The organism is Pseudomonas sp. L-22-4S-12 (genome assembly GCF_009799935.1).
Taxonomy (GTDB): domain Bacteria; phylum Pseudomonadota; class Gammaproteobacteria; order Pseudomonadales; family Pseudomonadaceae; genus Aquipseudomonas.
This window is the reverse complement of record NZ_WELL01000007.1, coordinates 122,425-148,401: the sequence shown is the minus strand read 5'-3', so window position 1 is coordinate 148,401 and position 25,977 is coordinate 122,425. Positions and strand designations below refer to the sequence as shown.

The following is a 25,977-nucleotide window of genomic DNA, read 5'->3' as shown; positions in this document are numbered from 1 at the left end:
TGGCAGCCGGGCAGGGCGAGAGGTTTCGGGGTAGACTTGGCGGCTTTCCAGAACATCAAGAAGCCCGCCCATGGCCCTGCAAGCCACGCCCTACAAAGTCGACCTGAACCTCACCGATATCGATCGCAGCATCTACGAGAGCCTGCGTTTCACCGTGGCCAAGCACCCCTCGGAAACCGAGGAGCGCCTGTGCGTGCGGCTGATCGCCTATGCGCTGTGGTACCACGAGCAGCTGGCCTTCGGCCGCGGCCTGTCGGATATCGACGAGCCGGCGCTGTGGGAGAAGAGCCTGGACGACCGCGTGCTGCACTGGATTGAAGTCGGCCAGCCGGATGCCGAGCGCATCACCTGGTGCTCGCGGCGCACCGAGAAGTTCAGCCTGGTGGCCTACGGCAACCTGCGCGTGTGGCAGAGCAAGGTGCTCGACAGCGTGCGCAACCTGAAGAACATCAACGTGGTCGGCGTGGACCAGGAAGCCCTGGAAAACCTCGCCCGCGACCTGCCGCGCACGGTGAGCTGGAGCGTGATGATCAGCGACGGCGAGCTGTTCGTCACCGACGAGCGCGGCCAGCACGAGATTCCCCTGGAGTGGCTGGTCGGCGAACGCTGATCGCCCTGCAGGCTGGATGTCGCCTTGCCCATCCAGCGCTCCCGGTGGAAAACGCTTCGTGGTTTTCCACGGGCTGGCTTCCACTCTATGGGTCGCCCCCTGGCCCGCCTAGAAGAACGACCGGAATACCCATGCGCATCGACCCCCGCCCGCTTCCCGCCAACCTGCCCGACCTCGGCGACCTGCCGCCGCTGCTGACCCGCCTGTACGCGGCGCGCGGCGTGCAGTCCGCTGCCGAGCTGGACAAGGGCCTGGCGCGGCTGCTCCCGTACCAGCGGCTGAAGGGCATCGACGCCGCGGTCGAGCTGCTGGTGCAGGCCCTGCAGCAGCGCCAGCGCATCCTCATCGTCGGCGACTTCGATGCCGACGGCGCCACCGCCAGTTCGGTGGGGGTGCTCGGCCTGCGCATGCTCGGTGCGGCGCATGTCGATTACCTGGTGCCCAACCGTTTCGAATACGGCTACGGCCTGACCCCGGAAATCGTCGCCGTGGCCCTGCAGCGCCAGCCCGACCTGCTGCTGACCGTGGACAACGGCATCTCCAGCGTCGAGGGCGTGGCCGCAGCCAAGGCCGCCGGGCTGACCGTGCTGGTCACCGACCACCACCTGCCGGGCCCGGAATTGCCGGCGGCGGATGCCATCGTCAATCCCAACCAGCCGGGCTGCGAATTCCCGAGCAAGGCGCTGGCCGGGGTCGGGGTGATGTTCTACGTGCTGCTGGCCCTGCGCGCCAAGCTGCGCGAAATCGGCTGGTTCGCCAGCAGCGGCGTGGCCGAACCCAACCTGGGCGAACTGCTCGACCTGGTGGCCCTGGGCAGCGTCGCCGACGTGGTGCCGCTGGACGCCAACAACCGCATCCTGGTGCACCAGGGCCTGGCGCGCATCCGCGCCGGCCGCGCCCGTCCGGGCCTGCGTGCGGTGCTGGAAGTGGCGGGGCGCCAGCACGGGCGGATCACCTCCACCGACCTCGGCTTTATCCTCGGCCCCAGGCTCAATGCTGCGGGGCGTCTGGACGACATGAGCCTGGGCATCGAATGCCTGCTGTGTGACGACGAGGGCCTGGCCCGCGACATGGCCCAGCAGCTCGACGAACTGAACAAGGACCGCAAGGCCATCGAACAGGGCATGCAGCGCGAGGCGCTGGCCCAGCTCAAGGACCTGCCGCTGGACAGCCTGCCGTTCGGCCTGTGCCTGTTCGAGCCAGACTGGCACCAGGGGGTGATCGGCATCCTCGCCTCGCGCCTGAAGGAGCGTTACCACCGCCCGGCCATCGCCTTTGCCGATGCCGGCGACGGCCTGCTCAAGGGCTCGGCGCGTTCGGTTCCGGGCCTGCATATCCGCGATGCGCTGGACGCGGTGGCGGCCAAGCATCCGGGGCTGATCAGCAAGTTCGGCGGGCACGCCATGGCCGCCGGCCTGTCGCTGCCCCAGGAAAACTACGGCGCCTTCGCCGCGGCCTTCGATGCCGAAGTGCGCCGCCAGCTGACGGAAGACGACCTGACCGGGCGCCTGCTGTCCGACGGCCAGCTGGGCGTGGAGGAATTCCACCTGGAACTGGCCAAGGCCCTGCGCCACTCCGGGCCTTGGGGCCAGCATTTCCCCGAGCCGCTGTTCCATGGCGTGTTCCAGATCGTCCAGCAGCGCCTGGTCGGCGACAAGCACCTCAAGCTGGTGCTGAAGACCGAGTGCGGCGGACAGACCCTGGACGGCATCGCCTTCAATATCGACCGCGAGGTCTGGCCCAATCCCAATGTGCGCTGGGTCGAGCTGGCCTACAAGCTGGACGTCAACGAGTACCAGGGCCGCGAGAGCGTGCAGCTGATGGTGGCGCATATCGCGCCGCGCTGAGGCCCGGCTTGCTTCTGCTTGGTTATGTACCTGTTACGCGTTGCTCTGGCTGTTCGTGGGAGCGAATTCATTCGCGATCGGGGCCTGCGCCGAGCGGCCTGTTTATCGCGGATAAATCCGCTCCCACTCAAGCTCGAAGGCCTGTGCAACACGGAACCGGCACATAGCCTTCTGCTTAGCCCTGCGGTGCCGGCTGCGTCGAGCCATCGACCAGGGCGCGGGCGCTGACCTCCTGCCAGCGCGACAAGAGCTGCGGCGACTGGCTTGACTGGCGCTGCGGCGCGCTGCCGAGAAAGATCCCGTGGTTGTTGAAGGCATACACCGGCAGCAGGTCGCGGCGCTGGCTGGCCGGGCGGATCTGCTGTTGCAGGTTGTCGAGCAGCAGCGGTTCGGCACTCGGGCTGGGGTAATAGGCCAGCACCATGTGTGCGCGGTTGAGCCGCAGGGCCTTGACGAAGGTCAGGCGCAGCTTGGCGCTGGGCACGCCCAGGCGAACCAGGCTGAAGTACTTGGCGATGGCGATGTCTTCGCAGTCGCCGCGCCCCTGGCTGAGGGTTTCCAGGGGCGTGGCCCAGTAGTCGGCGCTGCCCCAGAGCTGCTGGTCCTCGGTGTAGACGATGCTGCGGTTGATGAAGCGGTTGACCGATTCCAGGCGGGCCTGCTCGTCGCTGCCGGCCGATTGCCGCAGCAGCTGCTGCCAGCTGCTCAGGCGCGTCTCGCGCAGGGCCTCGGCCAGGGCCGTCGGCGCGCGGCTGTCCGCGGCATGGCCCGGGGTGCCGGCCAGGCACAACAGCAGGCTGCTGGCGCAGAGCAACAGGCGGCGCAGGGCAGGCGCACCGCGGAGGGGCTGTTCGGGCATGGTGGCTGGGTCGCTTCTGGCTTATTGGCTGGCCGGGGTGGCCGCCGTTTATCGTTATGCCGCCATGCTATCGACGCCCACTCGCCAGCGCCTAGGCCCGCGTTGTGACGCCGGCCGCCTTTTGCACAAGATTCCGCCGACAAAGCGGCGAGCTATCACGCATAAACGCACAACCCCGGCGCCGGGCCGGGGTTGTTTGCTGCAGACGAGGCTTACCAGCCGAGCTGCTTGTTGAAGCCGAGGGCGTCGTAGTAGTCGCCCTGGTAGGCGATCTTGCCGTCCTTGATGCGCACGAAGCTGACCCCTTCGAACTTCACCGGTTTGCCGGTGGCCGGGGTTTCCGCGCTCCAGGCGCCCGTGTTGGTACCGCTGAAGACCCACTGGAAGGCGATGCCGTCGGCGCTGACGATGGGGGCGCCGGTCATTTCCCACTTGAGATCGGGGATCGCCCCGACAAACACCTTGATCACGTTGTCGCGGGCAGCGGCGCGGCCTTTCTGCGGGGTGCCGACGGTCACGTCGTAGTACTCGGCGTCTTCGGCGAGAAACTCCCCGGCCTTGTTGGCATCGTGGGCGTTCCACGCCGCCATGTAGCCGTCGACTATGGCCTTGGCGTCATCCGCCGCCTGGGCCAGGCCGGCGAGGGCGAACAGGGCGAGAAAACCGATATTGCGCAGTGCATTTTTCATTGTTATTGCTCCAGCTCGTTGTGGGGATTCGTAGGGTAGATGTCGTTTTTTACATCCACCATGAGCGCGCCGAGGTGGATCGATGAAGCGCGATCCACCCTACTCATGACTCCGTTAGTGCTTGAACATCACATGGCGGATCGCCGTGTAGTCTTCCAGGCCGTACATCGACATGTCCTTGCCATAGCCGGACAGCTTCATGCCGCCGTGGGGCATCTCGCTGACCAGCATGAAGTGGGTGTTGACCCAGGTGCAGCCGTACTGCAGGCGCGCGGCCATGCGGTGGGCGCGGCCGACGTCGCGGGTCCACACCGAACTGGCCAGGCCGTAGTCGGAGGCGTTGGCCCAGGCCAGGGCCTGCGCCTCGTCGTCGAACGGGGTGACCGAGACCACCGGGCCGAACACCTCGCGCTGGACGATCTCGTCGCTCTGCCGGGCACCGGCCAGCACGGTCGGCAGGAAGAAGAAGCCGTTGCCGGCTGGCGCCTTGCCGCCGGTGACCACTTCGATGTGCGGCACGGCGCTGGCGCGCTCGACGAAGCCGGCCACGCGCTGGCGGTGCACCTCGGTGATCAGCGGGCCGAGCTCGGTGCCGGCGTCGTCCTGCAGGCCGTGCTTGATGCTGCCCACGGCGGCGCCGAGGGCGGCGACGAACTTCTCGTAGACGCCTTTCTGCGCGTAGATGCGGCAGGCGGCGGTGCAGTCTTGCCCGGCGTTGTAGAAGCCGAAGGTGCGGATGCCTTCCACGGCGGCGTCGATGTCGGCGTCGTCGAAGATGATCACCGGGGCCTTGCCGCCCAGTTCCATGTGCATGCGTTTAACCGAGGCGGCGGTGCTGGAAATGATGTTGGCGCCGGTGGGAATGGAGCCGGTCAGCGACACCATGCGTACCTTGGGGTGGGTCACCAGCGGCTCGCCGACGCTGGCGCCGCGGCCGAACACGATGTTGACCACGCCGGCCGGGAAGATCCCGGCGATCAGCTGGCCCAGGCGCAGGGCGGTCAGCGGGGTCTGCTCGGAGGGCTTGAGCACCACGCAGTTGCCGGCGGCCAGGGCCGGGGCCAGCTTCCAGGCGGTCATCATCAGCGGGTAGTTCCACGGCGCGATGGAGGCGACCACGCCGATCGGGTCGCGGCGGATCATCGAGGTGTGGCCGGGCAGGTACTCGCCGGCGGCCGAGCCCTGCAGGCAGCGCGCAGCGCCGGCGAAGAAGCGGAACACGTCGGCGATCGCCGGCAGCTCGTCGCCCCGCGCGGCGGCGTAGGGCTTGCCGCAGTTCTGCGACTCCAGGCGGGCCAGTTCGTCGGCGTTGGCGTCGATGGCGTCGGCCAGGGCCAGCAGCAGGGCGGAGCGCTGCCCCGGGGTGGTCTGCGACCAGCCGTCGAAGGCGGCGTCGGCGGCACGCACGGCGGCGTCGATCTGCTCCGGGGTGGCTTCCGGGATCTGCACCAGTACCGTGCCCAGGGACGGGTTGAGCACCGGCTGCGCGGCGCCGAGGCCGTCGACCAGTTCGCCGTTGATCAGCAGTTTGCTTTGCATCGCTTTTCCCTCGTCATTTAGGTGTAGGTGTTGAGGTGTGTATCGAGCCTGTGGGGCGAACTTACTTGCCGCTGCCGGCCACGCCTTCGCCGCCCTTGGTCAGGTAGTAGGCGCCGAGGATCGGCAGCATGGTCACCAGCATCACCAGCATCGCCACCACGTTGGTCACCGGCACGTCGCGCGGGCGGGCCAGCTGGTTGAGCAGCCACAGCGGCAGGGTGCGTTCGTGGCCGGCGGTGAAGGTGGTGACGATGATCTCGTCGAACGACAGGGCGAAGGCCAGCATGCCGCCGGCCAGCAGGGCCGAGCCGAGGTTGGGCAGGACGATGTAGCGGAAGGTCTGCCAGCCGTCGGCACCCAGGTCCATGCTGGCCTCGATCAGGCTGTGGCTGGTGCGGCGGAAACGGGCGATGACGTTGTTGTAGACGATCACCACGCAGAAGGTGGCGTGGCCGATGACGATGGTCAGGAAGCCCGGCTCGATGCCGAAACTCTTGAACGCCGCCAGCAGCGCCAGGCCGGTGATGATGCCGGGCAGGGCGATCGGCAGGATCAGCAGCATGGAGATGCTTTCCTTGCCGAAGAAGTCGCGACGGTACAGCGCGGCGGCGGCCAGGGTACCGAGGATCATGGCGACCAGGGTGGCCAGGCAGGCGATCTGCGCCGACAGCTTGATCGCCTCCAGCACATCCGGGCGCGCCAGGGCGATGCTGAACCAATGCAGGGTGAAGCCCTGGGGCGGGAAGCTGAAACCCGAACTCTCGGTGTTGAAGGCGTACAGGAGGATGATCAGGATCGGGAAGTGGAGGAACAGCAGCCCGCCCCAGGCCGCCAGCTTCAGGCCCCAGGAGGCTTGATCCCCGTGTTTTTCGGCTTTAGAGCGCATCGAAGGCCCCCAGGCGTTTGACGATGGACAGGTAGATGGCGATCAGCACGATCGGCACCAGGGTGAAGGCGGCGGCCATCGGCATGTTGCCGATCGAGCCCTGCTGGGAATACACCATGTTGCCGATGAAGAAGCCGGGCGGCCCCACCAGCTGCGGCACGATGAAGTCGCCCAGGGTCAGGCTGAAGGTGAAGATCGAGCCGGCGGCGATGCCCGGCACCGACAGCGGCAGGATCACCTGCATGAAGGTCTGCCGCGGCTTGGCGCCCAGGTCGGCCGAGGCCTGCAGCAGCGACGGCGGCAGGCGTTCCAACGACGCCTGGATCGGCAGGATCATGAACGGCAGCCAGATGTAGACGAACACCAGGAAGCGCCCCAGGTGCGAGGTCGACAGGGTATTGCCGCCCACGCCCGGCACTTCGAGGATCAGTTGCAGCAGCGGCTGCAGGTGCAGCGCCTGGATGAACCACATGGCCACCCCGCCCTTGGCCAGCAGCAGGGTCCAGGCATAGGCCTTGACGATGTAGCTGGCCCACATCGGCAGCATCACCGCGATGTAGAAGAACGCCTTGGTCTTGCCGGTGGTGTAGCGCGCCATGTAGTAGGCGATGGGGAAGGCCACCAGGGCGCTGGCGATCGACACCGCCACGGCCATGCCGACGGTGCGCAGGATGATGTCGAAATTGGCGGCCTGGAACAGTGCGGCGAAGTTGGCCAGGGTGAGGTCCGGGGTGACCGTCATGCTGAAGTCGTCGAAGGTGTAGAAACCTTGCCACAGCAGGGTCAGCAGCGAGCCCAGGTACACCGCGCCGAACCACAGCAGCGGCGGGATCAGCAGCAGCGACAGGTACAGCGTCGGCTTGCGGTAGAGCAGGTCGGACAGCCGGCGCATCGGGCCGCCGCCGGCGCTGGCGAGGGTGAGAGTCTGGCTGCTCATGTCACACGTCCTCGCGCAGGCCGACCATGGCGCCGCGGGCCCAGCGCGCGCTGACCCGCTGGCCCGGCTGCAGCGGCGCTTCGCCCAGTTGCCATTGGTTGTTGGCCTGGCTGACGGAGAAGTTCTGGCCGTTGTCCAGCTGGATCTCGAAGCGGGTGGCGGCGCCCTGGTACTGGATGTCGTGGAGCAGGCCGCTGATTTCCACCTCGTCGCTGCCCAGCGCCTCGCCATTGCCCAGGCGGGTGTGCTCGGGGCGGATCGACACCGGCAGCGGCGAGCCGGTGATCTGCGCGGCCAGTTCGCCCTTGAGCACGTTGGAGGTGCCGACGAATTCGGCGACGAACGGCGTGGCCGGCTTCATGTACAGGTTGCGCGGGGTGTCGACCTGCTCGATGCGGCCCTTGTTGAACACCGCCACGCGGTCCGACATGGACAGCGCTTCGCTCTGGTCGTGGGTGACGAAGATGAAGGTGATGCCGAGCTGGCGCTGCAGTTTTTTAAGCTCGCTCTGCATCTGCTCGCGCAGCTTGAGGTCGAGGGCACCGAGTGGCTCGTCGAGCAGCAGCACCCGCGGGCGGTTGACCAGGGCGCGGGCCAGGGCCACGCGCTGGCGCTGGCCGCCGGACAGCTGCACCGGCTTGCGCGCGCCGTAGCTGCCGAGGGCGACCATGCCCAGGGCATCCTCGGCACGGGCCAGGCGCTCGGCCTTGCCCACGCCCTTGACCTTGAGGCCGTAGGCCACGTTGTTGAGGACGTCCATGTGCGGGAACAGGGCGTAGTCCTGGAACACCGTGTTGACGTCACGGCGGTAGGGCGGCAGACCGGCGGCCTCCACGCCATGAATACGGATGGAGCCGGCGCTGGGCTGCTCGAAGCCGGCAATCAGGCGCAGGCAGGTGGTCTTGCCCGAGCCGGAAGGGCCGAGCATGGAGAAGAATTCGCCATCCTGGATGTCGATGGACACCCGGTCGACGGCTTTGACGTCGCCGAACGCGCGGGACACATCGGTAAACTGCACTGCAAGGGTCATGGCAAAGCTCCAGGATATAAGCCATCCACCACCGACTCGTCCGGGTTGGGTTTGCCGACACAAGACGGGCGAGTCGGTGGTGGATGTACAACGGTTAACCGCTGCGGCGTGCCGCAGCGCAGGGTGGATGGCGCTCTGGCCATCCACCGGCGGTGTCGGTTGGTGGGCGAATAGGCGTCGTCCACCCTGCAAACTGTTGCCGGGGCGTGCCGGCGTACGCAGCACCCGTGGGAGCGGCTTCAGCCGCGAAACTGGCGTTTCGCGGTGCATCGCGGCTGAAGCCGCTCCTACAAGGCGGCTCGATGCCCGGGTATGGGGCTACTCGGCCCGGTTACCTGCCGCCCATGATGGCGATGTAGTCCTGGGTCCAGCGGCTGTAGGGCACGTACTTGCCACCCTCGGCCTGCGGGGTTTTCCAGAAGGCGATCTTGGCGAAGTTGTCGAAGCCGTTGGTCTTGCAGCCTTCGGCGCCGAGCAGTTCGTTGCCCTGGCAGGCGGCCGGCACGGCCGGCACCGAGCCGAACCAGGCGGCCAGGTCGCCCTGCACCTTGGGTTGCAGCGACCAGTCCATCCACTTGTAGGCGCACACCGGGTGCTTGGCCTCGGCGTGCAGCATGGTGGTGTCGGCCCAGCCGGTGGCCCCTTCGACCGGTACGGTGGAGGCGATCGGCTGCTTCTCCAGCTGCAGGGCGTTGACCTGATACGGCCAGGAGCCGGAAGCCATCACGCCTTCGTTCTTGAAGTCGCTCATCTGCACGGTCGCGTCGTGCCAGTAGCGGTGGATCAGCGGCTGCTGGGCGCGCAGCAGCTCCAGCACGGCGGCGTACTGTGCCTCGCTCAGCAGGTAGGGGTCGGTGATGCCCAGCTCCGGCTGGGTGGCCTTCAGGTACAGCGCGGCGTCGGCGATGTAGATCGGGCCGTCATAGGCCTGCACGCGGCCCTTGTTGCTCTTGCCGTCCGGCAGGTTCTGTTCCTTGAACACCACCGACCAGCTGGTCGGGGCTTGCTTGAACACGTTGCTGTTGTACATCAGCACGTTCGGGCCCCACTGGTAGGGCGTGCCGTAGTGCTGGCCGGCCACGGTGTGCCAGGCGGCATCCTTGAGGCGGTCGTCGACGTTCTTCCAGCTGGGGATCAGGTCGATGTTGACCGGCTGCACGCGCTTGCCGGCGATCAGGCGCAGGGAGGCGTCGCCGGAGGCGGTGACCAGGTCGTAGCCGCCCTTGGCCATCAGGCTGACCATCTCGTCGGAGGTGGCGGCGGTCTTGACGTTGACCTTGCAGCCGCTGTCCTTCTCGAACTGGGTCACCCAGTCGTAGTTCTTGTCGGTCTCGCCGCGCTCGATGTAGCCGGGCCAGGCGATGATGTCGAGTTGGCCTTCGGCGGCGCCGAGGGTCTTGAGTGGTTCGGCGGCCTGGGCGGCGCCTGCGGCGAGCAGAGCGGTGGCCAGTGCGCTGAGCGCTGCGGTTTTGTGCGCGGACATCGGGATTCCCTCTTCTTTTGGACTGTTATTGGGGCAGCAAAATGTCGGCGATACCGCTGCCGAACGGGTGTAATCAGTCAGTCTAGTTGTAGTCCGTGGCGCGCCATGATGTGGCGCACCACGCTGTAGTCCTGCAACGAGTCGCTGGACAGGTCCTTGCCGTAGCCGGAGCGCTTGAGGCCGCCGTGGGGCATCTCGCTGGCCAGCATGAAATGGGTGTTGATCCAGGTGCAGCCGTACTGCAGGCGCGCGGCCACCTGCATGGCCTTGTCCAGGTTCTGCGTCCACACCGAGCTGGCCAGGCCGTACTCGGAGTCGTTGGCCCAGTCCACGGCCTGGCTCAGCTGGTCGAAACGGGTGACGGTGACCACCGGGCCGAACACTTCGCGCTGGACGATCTCGTCGCCCTGCTTGCAGCCGGCCAGCAGGGTCGGCTGGTAATAGAAGCCGGCGCCGGAGTGCACGGCGGCGCCGGTGACCCGCTCAATATGCGGCTGGCCGAGGGCGCGCTCGACGAAGCTGGCCACGCGGTCGCGCTGGCGGGCGCTGATCAGCGGGCCGATCTCGTTGTCGGCGTCCTTCTTGCGGGCGAAGCGCAGGCTGGCCACCGCGTCGCCCAGCTCCGCCACCAGGCGGTCGTGGATGCCGGCCTGGGCATAGATGCGGCAGGCGGCGGTGCAGTCCTGGCCGGCGTTGTAGTAGCCGTGGGTACGGATGCCCTGGACCACGGCGTCGAGGTCGGCGTCGTTGCAGACGATCACCGGGGCCTTGCCGCCCAGTTCCAGGTGGGTGCGTTTCAGGGTGCGGGCCGCGCTTTGCAGGATCTTCTGCCCGGTGACGATATCGCCGGTCAGCGACACCATGCGCACCCGTGGGTGGCCGACCAGCTGGCTGCCGACGCCTTCGCCGCCGCCACAGACGATGTTCAGCACACCTGGCGGGAGGATCTGCGCCAGCGCCGGGGCCAGGGCCAGAATCGACAGCGGCGTGTGTTCCGAGGGTTTGAAGATCAGCGTGTTGCCGGCCGCCAGGGCCGGGGCGATCTTCCAGGCGGCCATCATCAGCGGGTAGTTCCACGGCGCGATGGAGGCGACCACGCCGACCGGATCGCGGCGCACCATGCTGGTGTGGCCGGGTACGTATTCGCCGGCCAGCTGGCCCTGCTGGCAGCGCACGGCGCCGGCGAAGAAGCGGAACACGTCGGCGGTGGCGGGAATGTCGTCCTGGCGCGCCAGGTGCAGCGGCTTGCCGCAGTTCAGCGACTCCAGGCGGGCCAGCTGCTCGGCGTTCTGCTCGATGGCGTCGGCGATGGCCAACAGGACCGTGGCGCGCTGTGCCGGGGTAGTCCGAGACCAGCCGGCGAAGGCGCGGTAGGCGGCCTGCACGGCGGCCTCGACTTGCTCCAGCGAGGCTTCGGCGATGGCGGTGAGCACCTCGCCGCAGGCCGGATTGATGATGGCTTCGGCCAAACCTTCCCCGGCGACCAACTGGCCGTCGATCAGCAATGCGCTGTACAGGGTGGGTTCGGACATCTTCGGACTTCTTCTTTTGCTTTCTGCCTGCATGGCGGCTCCAGTACTGCGCGGAACGCCTGCGTCCATAAGGAACTGAGACTAGGCCCCGGCACAGAGGTCGACAAATTCTAAATATTGAAAGCTGCGTTCGATTAAATCGAAACCTTGCGGTTGTGGGGCTGTTCGCGCGCCACGCTGAGGAACGGATCGACCAGCGCAGGCCGCGCCGTACCCCGGCGCCAGGCCAGGCCGACATCCAGCGGCTCGCTCAGGTCGGCCAGCGGCAGGGCCTCGATGATGTCGCCTTCCAGCGACCAGGGGCGGTAGGTCATGTCCGGCTGGATCGACAGGCCGAGGCCGGCAGCCACCAGGCTGCGCACCGCTTCCACCGAGGCGGTGCGCAGGGTGACGTGCGGCGTCAGGCCGGCGCGGCTCCAGATGCGCTGGGTGTGCAGGCCCATCTCGTCGGCGTTGAGCTGGATCAGCGGCTCGCCGGCCACATCGGCCAGGCTGATGCTGTCGCGCTCCAGCAGCGGATGCCGCGCCGGCAGCCACAGGCGGTGCGGCGAGTGGGTCAGCACCTCGGTCTGCAGGGCGTGGCGGTCTTCCAGGTTGGACAGGATCAGCACGCCGACATCGATCTCGCCGCTGACCAGCAGGTGCTCGATATAGGGGCGCTCGTCCTCCACCACGCGGGTCTGCACATTGGGGTAGGCGCGCTGGAAGCGGGTGATCAGGTCGGCCAGGTAGTAGCCGGCAACCAGGCTGGTGACGCCGATGGTCAGGCTGCCGGCAACCTGGTCGGTGCTCTGCTGCAGGCTGCGCTTGGCGTTGTCCACGGTGGCCAGGATCAGGTGCGCCTGGCGCAGGAACTGGTGGCCCTGGTGGGTCAGGCTCATGCCCTTGGCATGGCGGTTGAACAGGCTGACGCCGATCTCCTCCTCCAGCTGCTGGATGGCCAGGGTCAGGGTCGACTGGGAGATGAATACCGCCTGGGCGGCGGCGGAGATCGAGCCGGTTTCGGCGACGGCGATGAAATGGCGGATCTGGCGCAGGGTCATCATGGCGGGGCATCCGGTGCGGGGCAGTCAGCATTATGGTTAGTCGATAATGGAGGAAAGCCTTCTTTTTTATCGAATTTACAGGGCAATCCCCCGTGAGTGCCGGGCCGCTGGCGCTGCGCCGCCCGGTCGCAATATCTCGAAGCACTCTGCCGGCCGCGGCCCGGCAACCCGTCTGGTTAGAATCGGTCAGTAGCCAGGAACGGCAACAACTCACAGGAGATGCTCATGAATACCCGCGGTTTGCTCGATCAACTGCTGAAATCCGGCCAGGACCTGCTGCAACAGAAGTCCGGCGGCTCATCTGCCGGCGGCCTGGGTGATGCGCTGGGTGGTCTGCTCGGCGCTGGCAAAAATGCCGGCAAGGGCGGGCAGGGCGGCGGTGATCTCGGCACCCTGCTCAAGGGCGCCGGCGGCGGGGCGCTGGCCGCCGGCGCGCTGGCCCTGCTGCTGGGCAACAAGAGTGCGCGCAAGGTCGGCAGCCAGGTGATTACCTACGGTGGCCTGGCCGCCCTCGGAGCAATCGCCTACAAGGCCTATGGCAACTGGCAGGCCCAGCAACAGCAGGGTGGCACGCCGCAGCCGGCCCACGAGCCGCAGACCGTGGATCGCCTGCCGGCGCCACAGGTCGAGTTGCACAGCCAGGCCATCCTCAAGGCGCTGGTGGCGGCGGCCAAGGCCGATGGCCATGTCGATGCCAAGGAGCGCCAGCTGATCGAGGAACAGATCGGCCAACTGGCGGGCGACCCGCAACTGATGCGCTGGCTGGATGCCGAGCTGAACAAGCCGCTCGATCCGGCCGAGGTGGCGCGGGCGGCGACTACTCCGGAAATGGCGGCGGAGATGTATATCGCCAGCGTGCTGATGGTCGACGAGGAGCACTTCATGGAGCGCGCCTACCTGGAAGAGCTGGCCCGCCAGCTCAAGCTCGATCCGGCGCTCAAGGTCGAGCTGGAAGCCCAGGTGCGCCAGACCGTGGCGGTCAACTGATGGAGTGCGCCAGCCGCTGACAAGTCCCGGCTGGCTACTCTTGCGTAGGGTGCGCCATGCGCACCGCCAGCTGCGCATAGGCCCTTGGTGCGCGCGGCGCACCCTACGCAAGCGCTATTCAATTGCTGCTCAGGGCGTCCAGTCGACCTGGTAATCGGCCAGGTAGGCGTCGACCGCGGCGCCGACGGTGGGGTGGATGCGCTGTTCCTCTTCCGGCTTGAGCAGGCCGAAGCGGCGCAGCTTGTCCTTGACCGGCCCCTTGACCTCGGCGAAGTGGAAGTCGATGCCGGCAGTGGCTAGGGTCTGCCCCAGCTCGGCCAGCATATCGGCCGAGGTGATGTCGATGCTGGTCACCGGTTCGGCCGCCACCACCAGGCGGCGCACGCGGGTGGGCGATTGCGCCAGGGTCCTGAGCACGCATTGCTGGAACAGCTCGGCGTTGGCGAAGAACAGCGGGGCATCCCAGCGCAGCAGCACCAGGCCGGGCACCAGGCGGGCATCGGGATGCCGGGCGATATCGTGGAAACCGCGGATGCCCTCGACCCGGCCGAGCACGGCGTAGTAGGGGCGCCAGCCGTCCCAGAGAAATTCGATCACCGCCAGCACCACGGCGATGCCGATGCCGGGGATGGCGCCGAACACCGCGACGCCGGCGAAGCAGGTCATCGACAGCCAGAACTCCCATTGCTGCACCTTGAAGATGCGTTTGAGGTCGGCGAACTCGAACAGGCCGATGGCGGCGGCGATCACCACGGCGGCCAGGGCGCTGTTGGGCAGGAACTCCATCAGGTTGGGCGCCACCAGCAGCAGGATGGCCACGCAGAGGGCGCCGACCACACCGGTGAGCTGGGTCTGCGAGCCGGCGGCTTCGGCCACCGGGGTGCGCGAGGAACTGCTGCTGATCGGGAAGCCCTGGAACAGGCCGCCGATCAGGTTGGCCGCGCCCAGGCCGAGCATTTCCTGGTTGGGATCGACATAGCTGCGCGTGCGTGCGGCATAGGTGCGCGACAGCACGCTGGTATCGGCGAAGGCCACCAGCGCCGCCGCCACGCCGCCGAGGGCCACGGCAGCCAGGTCGACGCCGCTGAGCCAGGGCAGGACGAAGCTGGGCAGGCCCTGGGGCAGTTCGCCGAGGACCTTCACCCCCTGCGCGCCGAGGTCGAACAGACCGACGGCGACGGTGGCCAGAACCACGGCGATGAGGATGGTCGGCAACTGCTGGAAACGCTTGAAGGCGAGGATCAGCGCGAGGGTGCCGCCGCCGACGGCGAAGCTGTACCAGTTGGCCTGGCCATCCAGCAGCGCCTGGCCGAGCAGCCAGACATCGCGGATCGGGCCGTCGCCGTCGACGGAAATGCCGAACAGCTTGGGTGCCTGGCTGATCAGTACGGTGAGGGCGATGCCGTTCATGTAGCCGTAGCGGATCGGCTTGGACAGCAGTTCGGTGATGAAGCCCAGGCGCAGCAGGCCGGCGAGGATGCACACCAGGCCGGCGACCACCGCCATCATGCTGGCCAGGATCACCGCGCGCAGCGGGTCGCCACCGGACAGCGGCAGCACCACGGCGAGGATCAGCGCCGCCAGTGCCGAATCCGGGCCGAGTACCAGGATGCGGCTGGGGCCGAACAGGGCATAGGCCAGCAGCGGCACGATGGTCGCGTACAGGCCGTAGATGCCGGGCACGCCCGAAGCCTCGGCATAGGCGATGCCCACCGGCACCAGCATGGTGGTCAGCACCAGGCCGGCGGCGATGTCCTTGGGCAGCCAGGCCAGTTGATAGTTTTTCAGCATCAGCAGGCCCGGCAGCCAGCGCAGCCAGCCGCTCGGCGGGGTGACGATGGGCAGGTCGGGGTTCTGCGGGCTTGGCGATTCAGTCTGCATAGACGAGCGCTCGCGGGTCAGGGTGCGGAAGTGACGGGGATGAAGAAGAAGGCCATGCCGAACACCAGGTAGACGGCCAGCAGCTGCACGCCCTTGAGCCAGTCGGAACGGCCATCGCCGGCCACCTGGCCGGTGATCAGCACGGACAGCATCACGGTCAGGGTCAGGCCGGCGGTGAAGGCCAGGTCCATCGGTTCCGGGCCGATCACCAGGCTGGCCAGCACCAGTACCGGAGCGACGAACAGGGCCACCTGCAGGCTGGAACCGATGGCGATCGACAGGGCCAGGTCCATGCGGTTCTTCATGGCGGCGGTGATGGCCGTGGCGTGTTCGGCGGCGTTGCCGAGGATGGCCACGACGAACACGCCGATGAACAGGTTGCTCAGGCCGAAGGCCTCGGCGCTGGGCTCGATGGCGCCGACCAGGATCTCGCTGACCCAGGCGATCAGGCCGGTGGCCACCGCCAATACGCCGATGGCCTTGCCCATCGGCCAGATATCCGTCGCTTCGCTCTCGTTCTCGCGACTGCCGGCGAACAGCGCCTTGTGGGTGACCAGCGAGTAGTAGAGGAACAGGCCGTAGGCGAGCAGCAGCACCACCGAGATCGCGTTGCTCAGGTGCTGCACCTTGCCCAGCAGCTCCGGCACTTCCTGGGCCCGCGTCATGTACACCGCCGGCAGCACCAGGGCGATGGCGGCCAGGGTTAGCAGGCTGGCTTCGGCCCGCGCGCCCTCGGAGTTGAAGTGTTGCTCCTTGAAGCGCAGGCCGCCGCAGAGCATGGCGGCGCCCAGCACCAGGAGGATGTTGCCGATGATCGAGCCGGCCAGCGAAGCCTTGACCACGTCATGCAGGCCGGCACGCAGGGCGGCGATGGCGATGATCAGCTCGGTGGCATTGCCGAAGGTGGCGTTGAGCAGACCGCCGACGCCCTCGCCGCAACGCTCGGCCAGCTGCTCGGTGGCTTTGCCCAGCCAGCCGGCCAGGGGAATGATCGACACGGCGGCGGCGATGAAGATCGCCAGATGCTGCTGGGGAGCCAGGTATTCCAGCGCCAGGGTCAGTGGCACACACAGTAGAAGCCAGTTGAGCATGGGGTTGCCATCCCTAGGCAAGTGACAGGAATTACACTCTGTCAGCATGGCTTATCGGCTGGAAACGGCAATTGACTGGAGTCTATGTTTGCCAGGCTGCCGCTATCCGTAAGAACCGGGCTGCCGGGGCGATACAGGCCTGCTCGGCCAGCTCCAGAGCTTCGTCGAGACGACATGGTCCGGTGGCGCAGTATGCGCCGACAGTTTCTGGCGTCTGTACGGGTTTAGAATCCGCGGATCGTAAAGGGAGCCTGCAGGCATGCAAGCCAGTTCCAGTATTGCTCTGTCAATTTTTCTGCTGTCCGTGGCTGGAGCCGGTGCGCAGGCGGCCGAATTGCCGCTCAGCCAGCGCAGCCTGCTGCTCGACGACAGCCGCCTGCCGCGCGAGGCGGCGCTGGATCGCATGCAGCAGATCCGCTTCGCCTTCCGCGAGCGGCCGGCGCCGGCCGGCCAGCTGCAGGGCTGGACCCGCGCCTCCGGCGGCCATGGCTCCTGGGATGGCAGCAGCGACTCGGCGCGCCTGGAACGGCGCAGCGCGGCGTGGCTGGTCGGTGTCGACCGGCCGCTGACGGGCATGTGGATGGCGGGCGCGCTGGCCGGGGTCAGTCGCAGCGAGCTGCAGGCGGATGAGGGTGGCGACAGCGATGTCGACAGCTATCACCTGGCGGCCTATGCGACGACCCGCTATTACCAGCTGGGCTTCAAGCTCGGTGCCGCCTACAGCTGGCACGAGCTGGACAGCCGGCGCCGCAGTGCCGGGCAACGCCTGCGCGGCGACAGCCAGGCCGCCAGCACCCAGTTGTTCGGCGAAGCCAGCTACCCCCTGGATTTCCGTGAGTTCACCCTGGAACCCTTCGCCGGCCTGGCCTACATCCATCTGGATGCTGACAGCCTGCACGAGACCGGCGGTGCCGACGCCCTGCAGCTGAGCGGCGAACAGCAGGATGGCGCCTACCTGACCCTGGGCTGGCGCCTGGCCAGTGCCTGGCAGGTGCGCGAGCGGCGCCTGGTCGGGCGTGCCAGTCTGGCCGCGCGGCATGGCTTCCTCGATGACCGAGCCACGGCGCAGGCCTGGCTGCCGGCGACCGGGCAGAGTTTCGAGCTGCGCGGCCGCGAATTCGAGCGCGATCAACTGCGCCTGGACCTGAGCCTGGACTACCAGTTGAGCGAGCAGTTGTACCTGGGCCTGACCTACGCCGGCCAGTACGCCGACGATGCCCGCGACAACCAGCTGGGTGCTCGTTTCAGCCTGCAATTCTGAGGTTTCCGCCGGTCAGGCCGGGCCTCGCCAGCCGCCTTGGCGGGCTGCCCGCACGGCGCGGACTCGGGTATACTCGCCGGCTTTTCTGCAACTTCGGGGTCACGGCCTGTCGCCGTGCCCGGTCAGCGGCCGTCCAGGCTGGCTCGCCGGGCCGCACGGGGCCGCTGCGTCCCTCTTTCGCCTGCGAGTGCTGACAGCCATGGAAATCAACCCGATCCTCAACAGCATCAAGGACCTGTCCGAGCGGACCCAGACCATTCGGGGGTATCTTTGACTACGATCACAAGCATGATCGTCTGGTCGAAGTAAACCGCGAACTCGAAGACGCCAGCGTCTGGAACAACCCCGAATACGCGCAGAACCTGGGGCGCGAGCGCGCCATGCTGGCGCAGATCGTCGAAACCATCGACGACCTCACCGGCAGCCTGGCCGATTCCCGCGACCTGCTCGACATGGCCGTCGAGGAGAATGACGAAGGCGCGGTGAGCGACATCGTCAGCGAAGTCGAACGCCTGCGTGGCATCCTCGAGCAGCTGGAATTCCGTCGCATGTTCAGCGGCGAAATGGACATGAACAACGCCTATCTGGATATCCAGGCCGGCTCCGGCGGTACCGAGGCCCAGGACTGGGCCAACATCCTGCTGCGCATGTACCTGCGCTGGGCCGACAAACGCGGCTTCAGTGCCGAGATCGTCGAGCTGTCCGCCGGCGAAGTCGCCGGGATCAAGGGCGCCACCGTGCACATCAAGGGCGAATACGCCTTCGGCTGGCTGCGTACCGAGATCGGTGTGCACCGCCTGGTGCGCAAGAGCCCGTTCGACTCCGGCAACCGGCGCCACACCTCGTTCTCCGCGGTGTTCGTCTCGCCGGAAATCGATGACAACATCGAGATCGAGATCAACCCGGCCGACCTGCGCATCGACACCTACCGCTCCTCCGGTGCCGGTGGTCAGCACGTCAACACCACCGACTCGGCGGTGCGTATCACCCACGTGCCGACCAACACTGTGGTGGCCTGCCAGAACGAACGCTCGCAGCACGCCAACAAAGACACCGCGATGAAGATGCTGCGTGCCCGTCTGTACGAGCAGGAAGTGCAGAAGCGCAACGCCGCGTCCCAGGCGCTGGAAGAGACCAAGTCGGATATCGGCTGGGGTCACCAGATCCGCTCCTACGTACTGGATGCCTCGCGGATCAAGGATCTGCGCACCAACATCGAACGCAGCGACTGCGACAAGGTGCTCGACGGTGATATCGACGAATACCTCGAAGCCAGCCTCAAGCAAGGCCTGTAATACCTTTCGATTCCGCTCTCCAGAGGAGGGCGGCAACGACCCCGTGACGGAAACCGATGACCATGAGCGACCAACAACTCGACCACCACGAACTGCTGCAGGAAGAAAACAAGCTGATTGCCCAGCGCAAGGAAAAGCTTGCAGCCATCCGTGAGCAGGGCAATGCTTTCCCCAACGACTTCCGCCGCGACAGCTACTGCGCCGACCTGCAGAAACAGTACGCCGAGAAGACCAAGGAAGAGCTGGAAGCGGCCGCGATTCCGGTCAAGGTGGCCGGGCGCATCATGCTCAACCGTGGTTCGTTCATGGTGATCCAGGACATGACCGGGCGCATCCAGGTCTACGTCAACCGCAAGACCCTGGCGGAAGAGAAACTCGCCGAGGTCAAGCACTGGGACATGGGCGACATCATTTCCGCAGTCGGCACCCTGGCCCGCTCCGGCAAGGGCGACCTGTACGTGGAAATGACCGACGTGCGCCTGCTGACCAAGTCGCTGCGCCCGCTGCCGGACAAGCACCACGGCCTGACCGACACCGAGCAGCGCTACCGCCAGCGCTACGTCGACCTGATGGTCAACGAGGAGGTGCGCGAGACCTTCCGCGTGCGCTCGCAGGTCATCGCCCATATCCGCAGTTTCCTGATGAAGCGCGACTTCCTCGAAGTGGAAACGCCGATGCTGCAGACCATTCCCGGCGGCGCCGCGGCCAAGCCGTTCGAGACCCACCACAACGCCCTGGACATGCAGATGTTCCTGCGTATCGCCCCGGAGCTGTACCTCAAGCGCCTGGTGGTCGGCGGCTTCGAGAAGGTCTTCGAAATCAACCGCAACTTCCGTAACGAAGGCGTTTCGACCCGGCACAACCCCGAGTTCACCATGCTCGAGTTCTACCAGGCCTACGCCGACTACGAAGACAACATGGACCTGACCGAGGAACTGTTCCGCGAGCTGGCCCAGCTGGTTCTGGGGACCACCGACGTGCCCTACGGCGACAAGGTGTTCCACTTCGGCGAGCCGTTCGTGCGCCTGTCGGTGTTCGACTCGATCCTCAAGTACAACCCTGAACTGACCGCCGCCGACCTGACCGACATCGACAAGGCCCGCGAAATCGCCAAGAAGGCCGGCGCCAAGGTGCTCGGCTTCGAAGGCCTGGGCAAACTGCAGGTGATGATTTTCGAGGAGCTGGTCGAGCACAAGCTGGAGCAGCCGCACTTCATCACCCGCTACCCGTTCGAAGTCTCGCCGCTGGCCCGCCGCAGCGACGATGATCCGAGCGTCACCGACCGCTTCGAGCTGTTTATCGGCGGCAGGGAGATTGCGAATGCCTACTCCGAGCTCAACGACGCCGAAGACCAGGCCGCGCGCTTCATGCAGCAGGTGGCCGACAAGGACGCCGGTGACGACGAGGCCATGCACTACGACGCCGACTTCGTCCGCGCCCTGGAGTACGGCATGCCGCCGACCGCCGGCGAGGGTATCGGTATCGACCGCCTGGTCATGCTGCTGACCAACTCGCCATCGATCCGCGATGTGATTCTGTTCCCGCATATGCGTCCGCACGCTTGATTGCAGTGCCCGCAACGGGCACTGTGCGGAACTCGCGGCATGGCACATGGCTATCACTGTGTGCCGGTGTCGAAAAAGGAGGGTCTGCCCATGGCAGGCCCTGTTTTTTGTCCGCAATTCGTGGGGGATTCAGCCGTAGTGACTCTCAGCTCCGTCCTTGCCTGCCCGGCCCAGCTGGCCGGTGAACTCGCCGACAGTGTCCAGTACCAGGGCCGCAAGGCCAGCCGCCAGGGCAGCGAGCAGCGCCGCCTGAGCATCCTCGATGCGGCCCTGCGCATCATCGTGCGCGACGGCCTGCGCGGCGTGCGCCACCGCGCCGTGGCCGCCGAGGCCGGCGTGCCGCTGTCGGCCACCACCTACTACTTCAAGGACATCCGGGACCTGATCAGCGACAGCTTCGTGCTGTTCGTCGAGCGCAGCTCGGCCAGCCTGGCGCTGCTCTGGGCCGATATCGCCCGCGACTTCCAGCGCATGGCCGGGGAGGTCGACGCCAATCCGCTGCTGCGCCAGCAGATGGCCGAACAGCTGATCGAGCTGACCGTCGCCCATGTCCAGGCCAAGGTCCGCGACGGCAATGCCGAGCTGCTCGCCGAACTGGCCTTCCGCCAGGAGGCGCTGACCAACCCGACCCTGACCCCGCTGGCCATGGCCCACCAGCAGCTGCGCCTGCAGTTCGCCGAGCTGGCCTTGCGCGCCCTGGGCTCGGCGGCACCGGTCGAGGATGCGCAGGTGTTGACTACGCTTATTTTGCGGATGGAATATCATGCCCTCGTCTATGGCGCGGATCAGCTGGACATGCCGGGCCAGAGCGCCGTGCTGCGGCGCTTTCTGAACCTGGCCAGCGGGCTGTAGGATTGGCAGGTAGTTTCTCAACCGCCTGTTAGAACAGGCCAGGCCCCGCTGTTGCGGGGCTCGCTGTTTCTGCAGCCGGCAAAGCCGCTGCCGACCTTGGCCCAACGGATCTCACAAGGAGTGCGTAATGAATGCCTGGCGCTTTGCGGTAGCTGCCTTCGCCTGTCTGCTGGTGAGTGGCTGTCTGGTCACCTTCAAGGACCCGATTCCGGCCAACGAGGCCGCGCCGATACCGCTGCTCGGCGACTGGGAGCGCCAGGACGAGTGGGGCGAGCGCCAGTTCCTGGCGATCAGCCGCGCCGGCGCCAATGTCTACAAGGCGCGCACCTGGGTCGACAGCGAGGACAACCTCAAGAGCCTCGAGGAGTACGGCTTCACCGTGGCCCACCATGGCCGCCGCTGGTACATCTCCGCCGGGCTGCCCAAGCGCCTGGGTGCGAACTTCGCGATTGCCGGCTTCGAACTGACCGCCGACAACGAGCTGGTGATCTACAACCTGGATGTCGAGCGCATCCTGCAGGACATGCAGAGCGGCACCCTGCAGGGCCAGCCGGTGGAAACCCCGGAAGGCGAGGGCGTGCTGGTCAGCAGTTCGCTGGATCAGGTGTTCCGCTACCTGGATGACCAGGCCAATGCCGACGTGTTCGTCGAAGTCGCGCGCTACCAGCGCAGCAGCGGGCAGTAACGGAGCAGGCCGATGAGCAGACGCAAGACGCCGGACGACTACCACGCCACCATTCGCGCCCTGTCCGATCGCCTGGTCGAGGCGCAGACACCGATTCGCGTGCTCGATGCGATCAAGTGGGACGACAGCATCCGCCAGGGCTTCATCAAGGCCAAGGGCAAGGCCATGCCGGCGGTCGACCGCAGCTACTACGACAGCCGCCCGCTGAGCTTCGACTCGACGGCGAAGAAGCTGGAATTCCAGAACATCGAGCGCGACATCACCCGCCAGCTCGGCCAGTTCAACCCGGTCGGGCAGATCATGCGGCGCATGTGCAAGGAATACCGCATGGTCATCCGCATGCTCGAAGCACGCGGCACCGCGGATTTCGGCCTGATCTCCCAGGAACTGTACGGCGCCACGTCCGACGCCTTCCATGCCGGCGATCCGACCCTGGCCGACCTCGGCCTGATGCTCTCCGACTACCTGAACAACATCGCCGCCCGCGGTGATCTGGAAGACGAAGCCAAGACCCTCACCGCCAAGGACGCCGTGGCGATCCTGCAGGAACGCCTGGCCGCGGTGTTCGGCGACGACACCATCCGCGTGTTCGAGTCCGACGGCATAGTTGCCGATGCGGCGGCCGGTGCCGACTACATCAAGGTGCGTGCCGATGCGCTGTTCAACCAGCGCGATGTGCGCGCCCTGGAAGTGCACGAGGGCATGGTGCATGTCGGCACCACGCTGAACGGCCTGAGCCAGCCGATCTGCACCTTCCTGGCCAAGGGGCCGCCCTCGTCGACGGTGACCCAGGAAGGCCTGGCGATCCTCATGGAAGTGATCGCCTTCGCCTCCTACCCGACCCGTCTGCGTAAGCTGACCAACCGCACCCGCGCCATCCACATGGCCGAGGAGGGCGCCGACTTCCTGCAGGTCCACGAGTTCTACCGCGAGCAGGGCTTCAGCCTGGAAGAAAGCTACGGCAACGCCAGCCGCGCCTTCCGCGGCTCGACCCCGGACGGCCTGCCGTTCACCAAGGACCTGTCCTATCTCAAGGGCTTCATCCTGATCTACAACTACATCCAGCTGGCCGTGCGCAAGGGCAAGCTGGAGCAGATCCCCCTGCTGTTCTGCGGCAAGACCACCCTGGAAGACATGCGCACCCTGCGCCAGCTGGTCGACGAAGGCCTGGTCACACCGCCCAAGTACCTGCCGCCGCAGTTCCGCGACCTCAACGCGCTGTCGGCCTGGATGTGCTTCTCCAACTTCCTCAATCACCTCAGCCTGGACCGTATCGAAGCGGACTACGCCAACATTCTCTGACCTTCGCGTTGGGCTTCGCTGCGCTCAACCGCAACCTACGGAGGTTTGTCCAATTGTAGGTTGGGTTGAGCCGCGCAGCGGCGAAGCCCAACACCGCCAGCCAAGGAGCCCCGCATGCCCAGCCACACACTCGACTACGAAATCCTCGGCGCCTCGGCGCAGACCGTGGAAATCATCCTCGATCCGGGCGAGACGGTGATCGCCGAGGCCGGGGTGATGAACTACATGACCGAAGGCATCCGCTTCGAGACGCGCATGGGCGATGGCTCGGCCAGCGGCGTGCTGGGCAAGCTGTGGGGCGCCGGCAAGCGCCTGCTCACCGGCGAGTCGCTGTTCATGACTCACTTCAGCAATGAAGGCAAAGGCCCGCAGCGGGTCGGCTTCGCCGCGCCCTATCCGGGCAGCGTGGTGCCCATCGAGCTGAGCCAGGTCGGCGGCAAGCTGATCTGCCAGAAGGACGCCTTCCTCTGCGCGGCCCACGGCACCGAGATCGGCATCAGCTTCAACAAGCGCATCGGCGCCGGCTTCTTCGGCGGCGAGGGCTTCATCCTGCAGAAGCTGGAGGGCGATGGCCTGGCCTTCGTGCATGCCGGCGGCACGGTGATCCGCAAGGAGCTGAACAACGAAACCCTGCGCCTGGACACCGGCTGCCTGGTGGCCTTCACCAGCGGCATCGACTACGACATCGGCCTGGCCGGCGGCCTGAAGAGCATGCTGTTCGGCGGCGAGGGTATCCTCCTGGCCACCCTCAAGGGCAGCGGCACGGTGTGGATCCAGAGCCTGCCGTTCTCGCGCCTGGCCGAACGCATCTACGATGCGACCTTCAGGGCCCGCGAGGAAGTCCGCGCCGGCGGCAAGTCCTGAGAACCTGTTTACGATCTGCTGCGCGTCGGCCATCCGGCGTTAAAAACAGCCTCGGAAAGCCGCTTGCGGCTAACGCGCTTCAGCGCGACCCGAAGGGCGAGTGAAACGAGTCATGCTCATTTACAGCTCGTAAACTCCGCTTCCTCGGCGTTTTGACCAGCCGGAGGCTGTTACTGACGTAGCGCCTTGTCTGGCTCTAGCTCGCGAGATCGTAAACAGGTTCTGAGCCTCTGCCACAGGTCTGTGTGGCGGAGCACCCCGTGGCAATGCTGCACTGGCCGCAGCGGCTTTCGGTCGCGCCCTCTTGCCAATGGCGTACGCCTGTATCAGGCTGCGCCGCCATTGGCTGCCGGCAGCCAAGTCCCCTTTCAGTCAGTTCGAGCAGTGAACAACGCCATGAGTGAAGAACGCAACGCCATCCCCCTGATCCTCACCGGTATCGCCAGCATCGTCGGCACCATCGCGGTGCTGTGGTTCTACGGCTACCTGCATTTCGCCAAGGAAGAGGACGCCCTGCTGCTGGCCGAGTTCACCATGCTCAAGACCATTCCGGGCGAGGACTACAAGCTCTCGGTGAAACCGGCCAACCAGGTGGCGCACTGCATCGATGGTGTGCTGGTGCTGTTCGATACCCAGCAGAAGGGCCTGACCGGCGTGCTGGTGGACGACAAGAAGCAGGCCGTGCGCTGCATGGGCGAGGAAACCCCGCCGGCCGCGGCGGCCCAGTAAGACCGGGCACAGCCATGCAGCTAGAGGTCTGGCAGGGCGACATCACCCGTCTGGCGATGGATGCCATCGTCAATGCGGCGAATGGCTCGCTGCTCGGCGGCGCCGGCGTGGATGGCGCGATTCATCGCGCCGCCGGCCCGCAGCTGCTGGCCTTCTGCCGCGGCCTGGGCGGTTGCCCGACCGGCGCGGCAAAGCTTTCCCCCGGTTTTCGCCTGCCCGCGCCGCATGTGATCCATACGGTCGGGCCGATCTGGCAGGGTGGCAACGCGGGCGAGGCCCGGCTGCTGGCGGACTGTTACCGCAACAGCCTGGCCCTGGCCGAAGGCGCCGGGTTGCGCAGCATCGCCTTCCCGGCGATCAGTTGCGGCGTCTACGGCTATCCCCGCGAGGCCGCCGCGCAGGTCGCCGTCGGCGAGCTGCGCCGTCCGCGTGCGGCCGGCAGCAGCCTGCAACGGGTCGTGCTGGTGGCCTTTTCGGCCGAGATGGCTGCGCTGTACCGCAGTCTGCTCGGCCAGCCCTAATGCTTGGCGCCGTCCTGTGCGGCGCTGAGCGTCTGCAGGTAGCGGCGCGACAGGGCGAGAAAGCGCGGCGTCGGGCCGATGTCCTCGTACAGCGGGTCGCCCTGTTCGTCGGTGGCCACCACCTTGCTGCCCTTGACGTAGGGCAGGCTGGCTTCCAGTTCTTCCAGGGCGGCGCTGATCAGTTCGCCGATCAGCTCCTCGCTGCTGCGCTTCGGATACATCTCGGCCAGCGCGGCCAGGCGCGCGGCGGACTCCAGGTCCAGGTGGATCTGATAGTGGCTGGGAGTCAGGCGGCCCTTGGCGTTCTGCTCCCAGTGGCGGGCAAGCTCACGGATTTTCATAAACACCTCTACAGGCCCATTCGTGGTGGGCGACGGTACTGGCCGGGCACGGCACGGGTCCGACCGGCGGGCGCTTTTGACGACCGTTATGTTCAGCCTAGCTCGCGCTCGCCGGCCGTATCGCCATTCGTCGTGGACTTGTCAG

General features: G+C 66.6%; 24 protein-coding genes. 12 read left to right on the top strand and 12 right to left on the bottom strand.

Going from position 1 to position 25,977, the window contains the following annotated elements; all coding sequences use genetic code 11:
• The first annotated feature begins 70 nt into the window (after positions 1–70).
• Together F3I16_RS16985 and recJ are read left to right on the top strand one after the other, a co-directional pair.
• On the top strand, positions 71–610 hold the full coding sequence (locus tag F3I16_RS16985) for a YaeQ family protein (RefSeq protein ID WP_160494739.1): 540 nt from the start codon (positions 71–73) through the stop codon (positions 608–610).
• 131 nt (positions 611–741) lie between these two features.
• Positions 742–2,457 (top strand): single-stranded-DNA-specific exonuclease RecJ, encoded by a 1,716-nt coding sequence (gene recJ, locus F3I16_RS16980; RefSeq protein ID WP_160494738.1) that lies wholly within the window; start codon positions 742–744, stop codon positions 2,455–2,457.
• A 175-nt stretch (positions 2,458–2,632) separates the two neighbouring features.
• Here recJ and F3I16_RS16975 read toward each other — a convergent pair whose 3' ends face one another.
• From F3I16_RS16975 to F3I16_RS16935, 9 genes are all read right to left on the bottom strand, one after another.
• Positions 2,633–3,316 (bottom strand): transglutaminase-like cysteine peptidase, encoded by a 684-nt coding sequence (locus F3I16_RS16975; RefSeq protein WP_160494737.1) that lies wholly within the window; start codon positions 3,314–3,316, stop codon positions 2,633–2,635.
• 212 nt (positions 3,317–3,528) lie between these two features.
• Complete coding sequence (locus tag F3I16_RS16970) at positions 3,529–4,005, bottom strand: ester cyclase (RefSeq protein WP_160494736.1); 477 nt, start codon at positions 4,003–4,005, stop codon at positions 3,529–3,531.
• Positions 4,006–4,119: 114 nt separating this feature from the next.
• Positions 4,120–5,544, bottom strand: a complete 1,425-nt coding sequence (locus F3I16_RS16965) for a gamma-aminobutyraldehyde dehydrogenase (protein ID WP_160494735.1) — start codon at positions 5,542–5,544, stop codon at positions 4,120–4,122.
• 61 nt (positions 5,545–5,605) lie between these two features.
• Positions 5,606–6,430, bottom strand: coding sequence for an ABC transporter permease (locus F3I16_RS16960; RefSeq protein WP_160494734.1), 825 nt, complete (start codon positions 6,428–6,430; stop codon positions 5,606–5,608).
• Positions 6,420–7,367, bottom strand: coding sequence for an ABC transporter permease (locus tag F3I16_RS16955; protein ID WP_160494733.1), 948 nt, complete (start codon positions 7,365–7,367; stop codon positions 6,420–6,422). The genes F3I16_RS16960 and F3I16_RS16955 overlap by 11 nt, the downstream gene beginning before the upstream one ends.
• A 1-nt stretch (position 7,368) precedes the next feature.
• Positions 7,369–8,397: an ABC transporter ATP-binding protein gene (locus F3I16_RS16950; RefSeq protein WP_160494732.1), complete on the bottom strand. Its 1,029-nt coding sequence runs from the start codon at positions 8,395–8,397 to the stop codon at positions 7,369–7,371.
• Positions 8,398–8,728: 331 nt separating this feature from the next.
• Entirely contained in the window at positions 8,729–9,880 is a 1,152-nt protein-coding gene (ydcS, locus tag F3I16_RS16945; RefSeq protein ID WP_160494731.1) for a putative ABC transporter substrate-binding protein YdcS, read from the bottom strand.
• Positions 9,881–9,957: 77 nt separating this feature from the next.
• Positions 9,958–11,412 (bottom strand): gamma-aminobutyraldehyde dehydrogenase, encoded by a 1,455-nt coding sequence (locus F3I16_RS16940; RefSeq protein WP_256670214.1) that lies wholly within the window; start codon positions 11,410–11,412, stop codon positions 9,958–9,960.
• A 134-nt stretch (positions 11,413–11,546) separates the two neighbouring features.
• Complete coding sequence (locus tag F3I16_RS16935) at positions 11,547–12,458, bottom strand: LysR family transcriptional regulator (protein WP_160494729.1); 912 nt, start codon at positions 12,456–12,458, stop codon at positions 11,547–11,549.
• A gap of 225 nt (positions 12,459–12,683) precedes the next feature.
• Between F3I16_RS16935 and F3I16_RS16930 the strand changes: the two genes are divergently transcribed.
• A complete protein-coding gene (locus F3I16_RS16930) occupies positions 12,684–13,445 on the top strand; it encodes a tellurite resistance TerB family protein (protein ID WP_160494728.1) in 762 nt (253 codons plus the stop codon).
• A 129-nt stretch (positions 13,446–13,574) separates the two neighbouring features.
• On the opposite strand, the gene F3I16_RS16925 is transcribed toward F3I16_RS16930, so the two are convergent.
• Together F3I16_RS16925 and cax are read right to left on the bottom strand one after the other, a co-directional pair.
• The gene (locus F3I16_RS16925; RefSeq protein ID WP_160494727.1) at positions 13,575–15,326 is read right to left on the bottom strand and encodes a SulP family inorganic anion transporter; all 1,752 of its coding nucleotides are present in this window, start codon (positions 15,324–15,326) and stop codon (positions 13,575–13,577) included.
• 17 nt (positions 15,327–15,343) lie between these two features.
• Entirely contained in the window at positions 15,344–16,417 is a 1,074-nt protein-coding gene (gene cax, locus F3I16_RS16920) for a calcium/proton exchanger (protein ID WP_160494726.1), read from the bottom strand.
• A gap of 259 nt (positions 16,418–16,676) precedes the next feature.
• On the opposite strand from cax, the gene F3I16_RS16915 reads away from it, so the two are divergent.
• From F3I16_RS16915 to F3I16_RS16875, 9 genes are all read left to right on the top strand, one after another.
• Positions 16,677–17,678 carry an autotransporter domain-containing protein gene (locus tag F3I16_RS16915; RefSeq protein WP_160494725.1) on the top strand — a complete coding sequence of 334 codons (1,002 nt, stop codon included), beginning with the start codon at positions 16,677–16,679 and terminating at the stop codon, positions 17,676–17,678.
• Between the two features lie 199 nt (positions 17,679–17,877).
• A protein-coding gene (gene prfB / locus F3I16_RS16910; RefSeq protein WP_160494724.1) for a peptide chain release factor 2 occupies positions 17,878–18,973 on the top strand; the annotation gives its coding sequence in 2 pieces (ribosomal slippage) (positions 17,878–17,949 and positions 17,951–18,973; 1,095 coding nt in all).
• A gap of 62 nt (positions 18,974–19,035) precedes the next feature.
• A complete protein-coding gene (gene lysS, locus F3I16_RS16905) occupies positions 19,036–20,538 on the top strand; it encodes a lysine--tRNA ligase (RefSeq protein ID WP_160494723.1) in 1,503 nt (500 codons plus the stop codon).
• Between the two features lie 138 nt (positions 20,539–20,676).
• Positions 20,677–21,390 carry a TetR/AcrR family transcriptional regulator gene (locus tag F3I16_RS16900; protein ID WP_372239642.1) on the top strand — a complete coding sequence of 238 codons (714 nt, stop codon included), beginning with the start codon at positions 20,677–20,679 and terminating at the stop codon, positions 21,388–21,390.
• 127 nt (positions 21,391–21,517) lie between these two features.
• The gene (locus F3I16_RS16895) at positions 21,518–22,075 is read left to right on the top strand and encodes a hypothetical protein (protein WP_160494721.1); all 558 of its coding nucleotides are present in this window, start codon (positions 21,518–21,520) and stop codon (positions 22,073–22,075) included.
• A gap of 12 nt (positions 22,076–22,087) precedes the next feature.
• A complete protein-coding gene (locus F3I16_RS16890; RefSeq protein ID WP_160494720.1) occupies positions 22,088–23,377 on the top strand; it encodes a flavohemoglobin expression-modulating QEGLA motif protein in 1,290 nt (429 codons plus the stop codon).
• 114 nt (positions 23,378–23,491) lie between these two features.
• Positions 23,492–24,241, top strand: a complete 750-nt coding sequence (locus tag F3I16_RS16885; RefSeq protein ID WP_160494719.1) for a TIGR00266 family protein — start codon at positions 23,492–23,494, stop codon at positions 24,239–24,241.
• Between the two features lie 396 nt (positions 24,242–24,637).
• Entirely contained in the window at positions 24,638–24,970 is a 333-nt protein-coding gene (locus F3I16_RS16880) for a hypothetical protein (protein WP_160494718.1), read from the top strand.
• Between the two features lie 14 nt (positions 24,971–24,984).
• Entirely contained in the window at positions 24,985–25,491 is a 507-nt protein-coding gene (locus F3I16_RS16875) for an O-acetyl-ADP-ribose deacetylase (protein WP_160494717.1), read from the top strand.
• On the opposite strand, the gene F3I16_RS16870 is transcribed toward F3I16_RS16875, so the two are convergent.
• Positions 25,488–25,832 (bottom strand): pilin assembly protein, encoded by a 345-nt coding sequence (locus F3I16_RS16870; RefSeq protein ID WP_160494716.1) that lies wholly within the window; start codon positions 25,830–25,832, stop codon positions 25,488–25,490. The genes F3I16_RS16875 and F3I16_RS16870 overlap by 4 nt on opposite strands.
• Positions 25,833–25,977 lie beyond the last annotated feature (145 nt).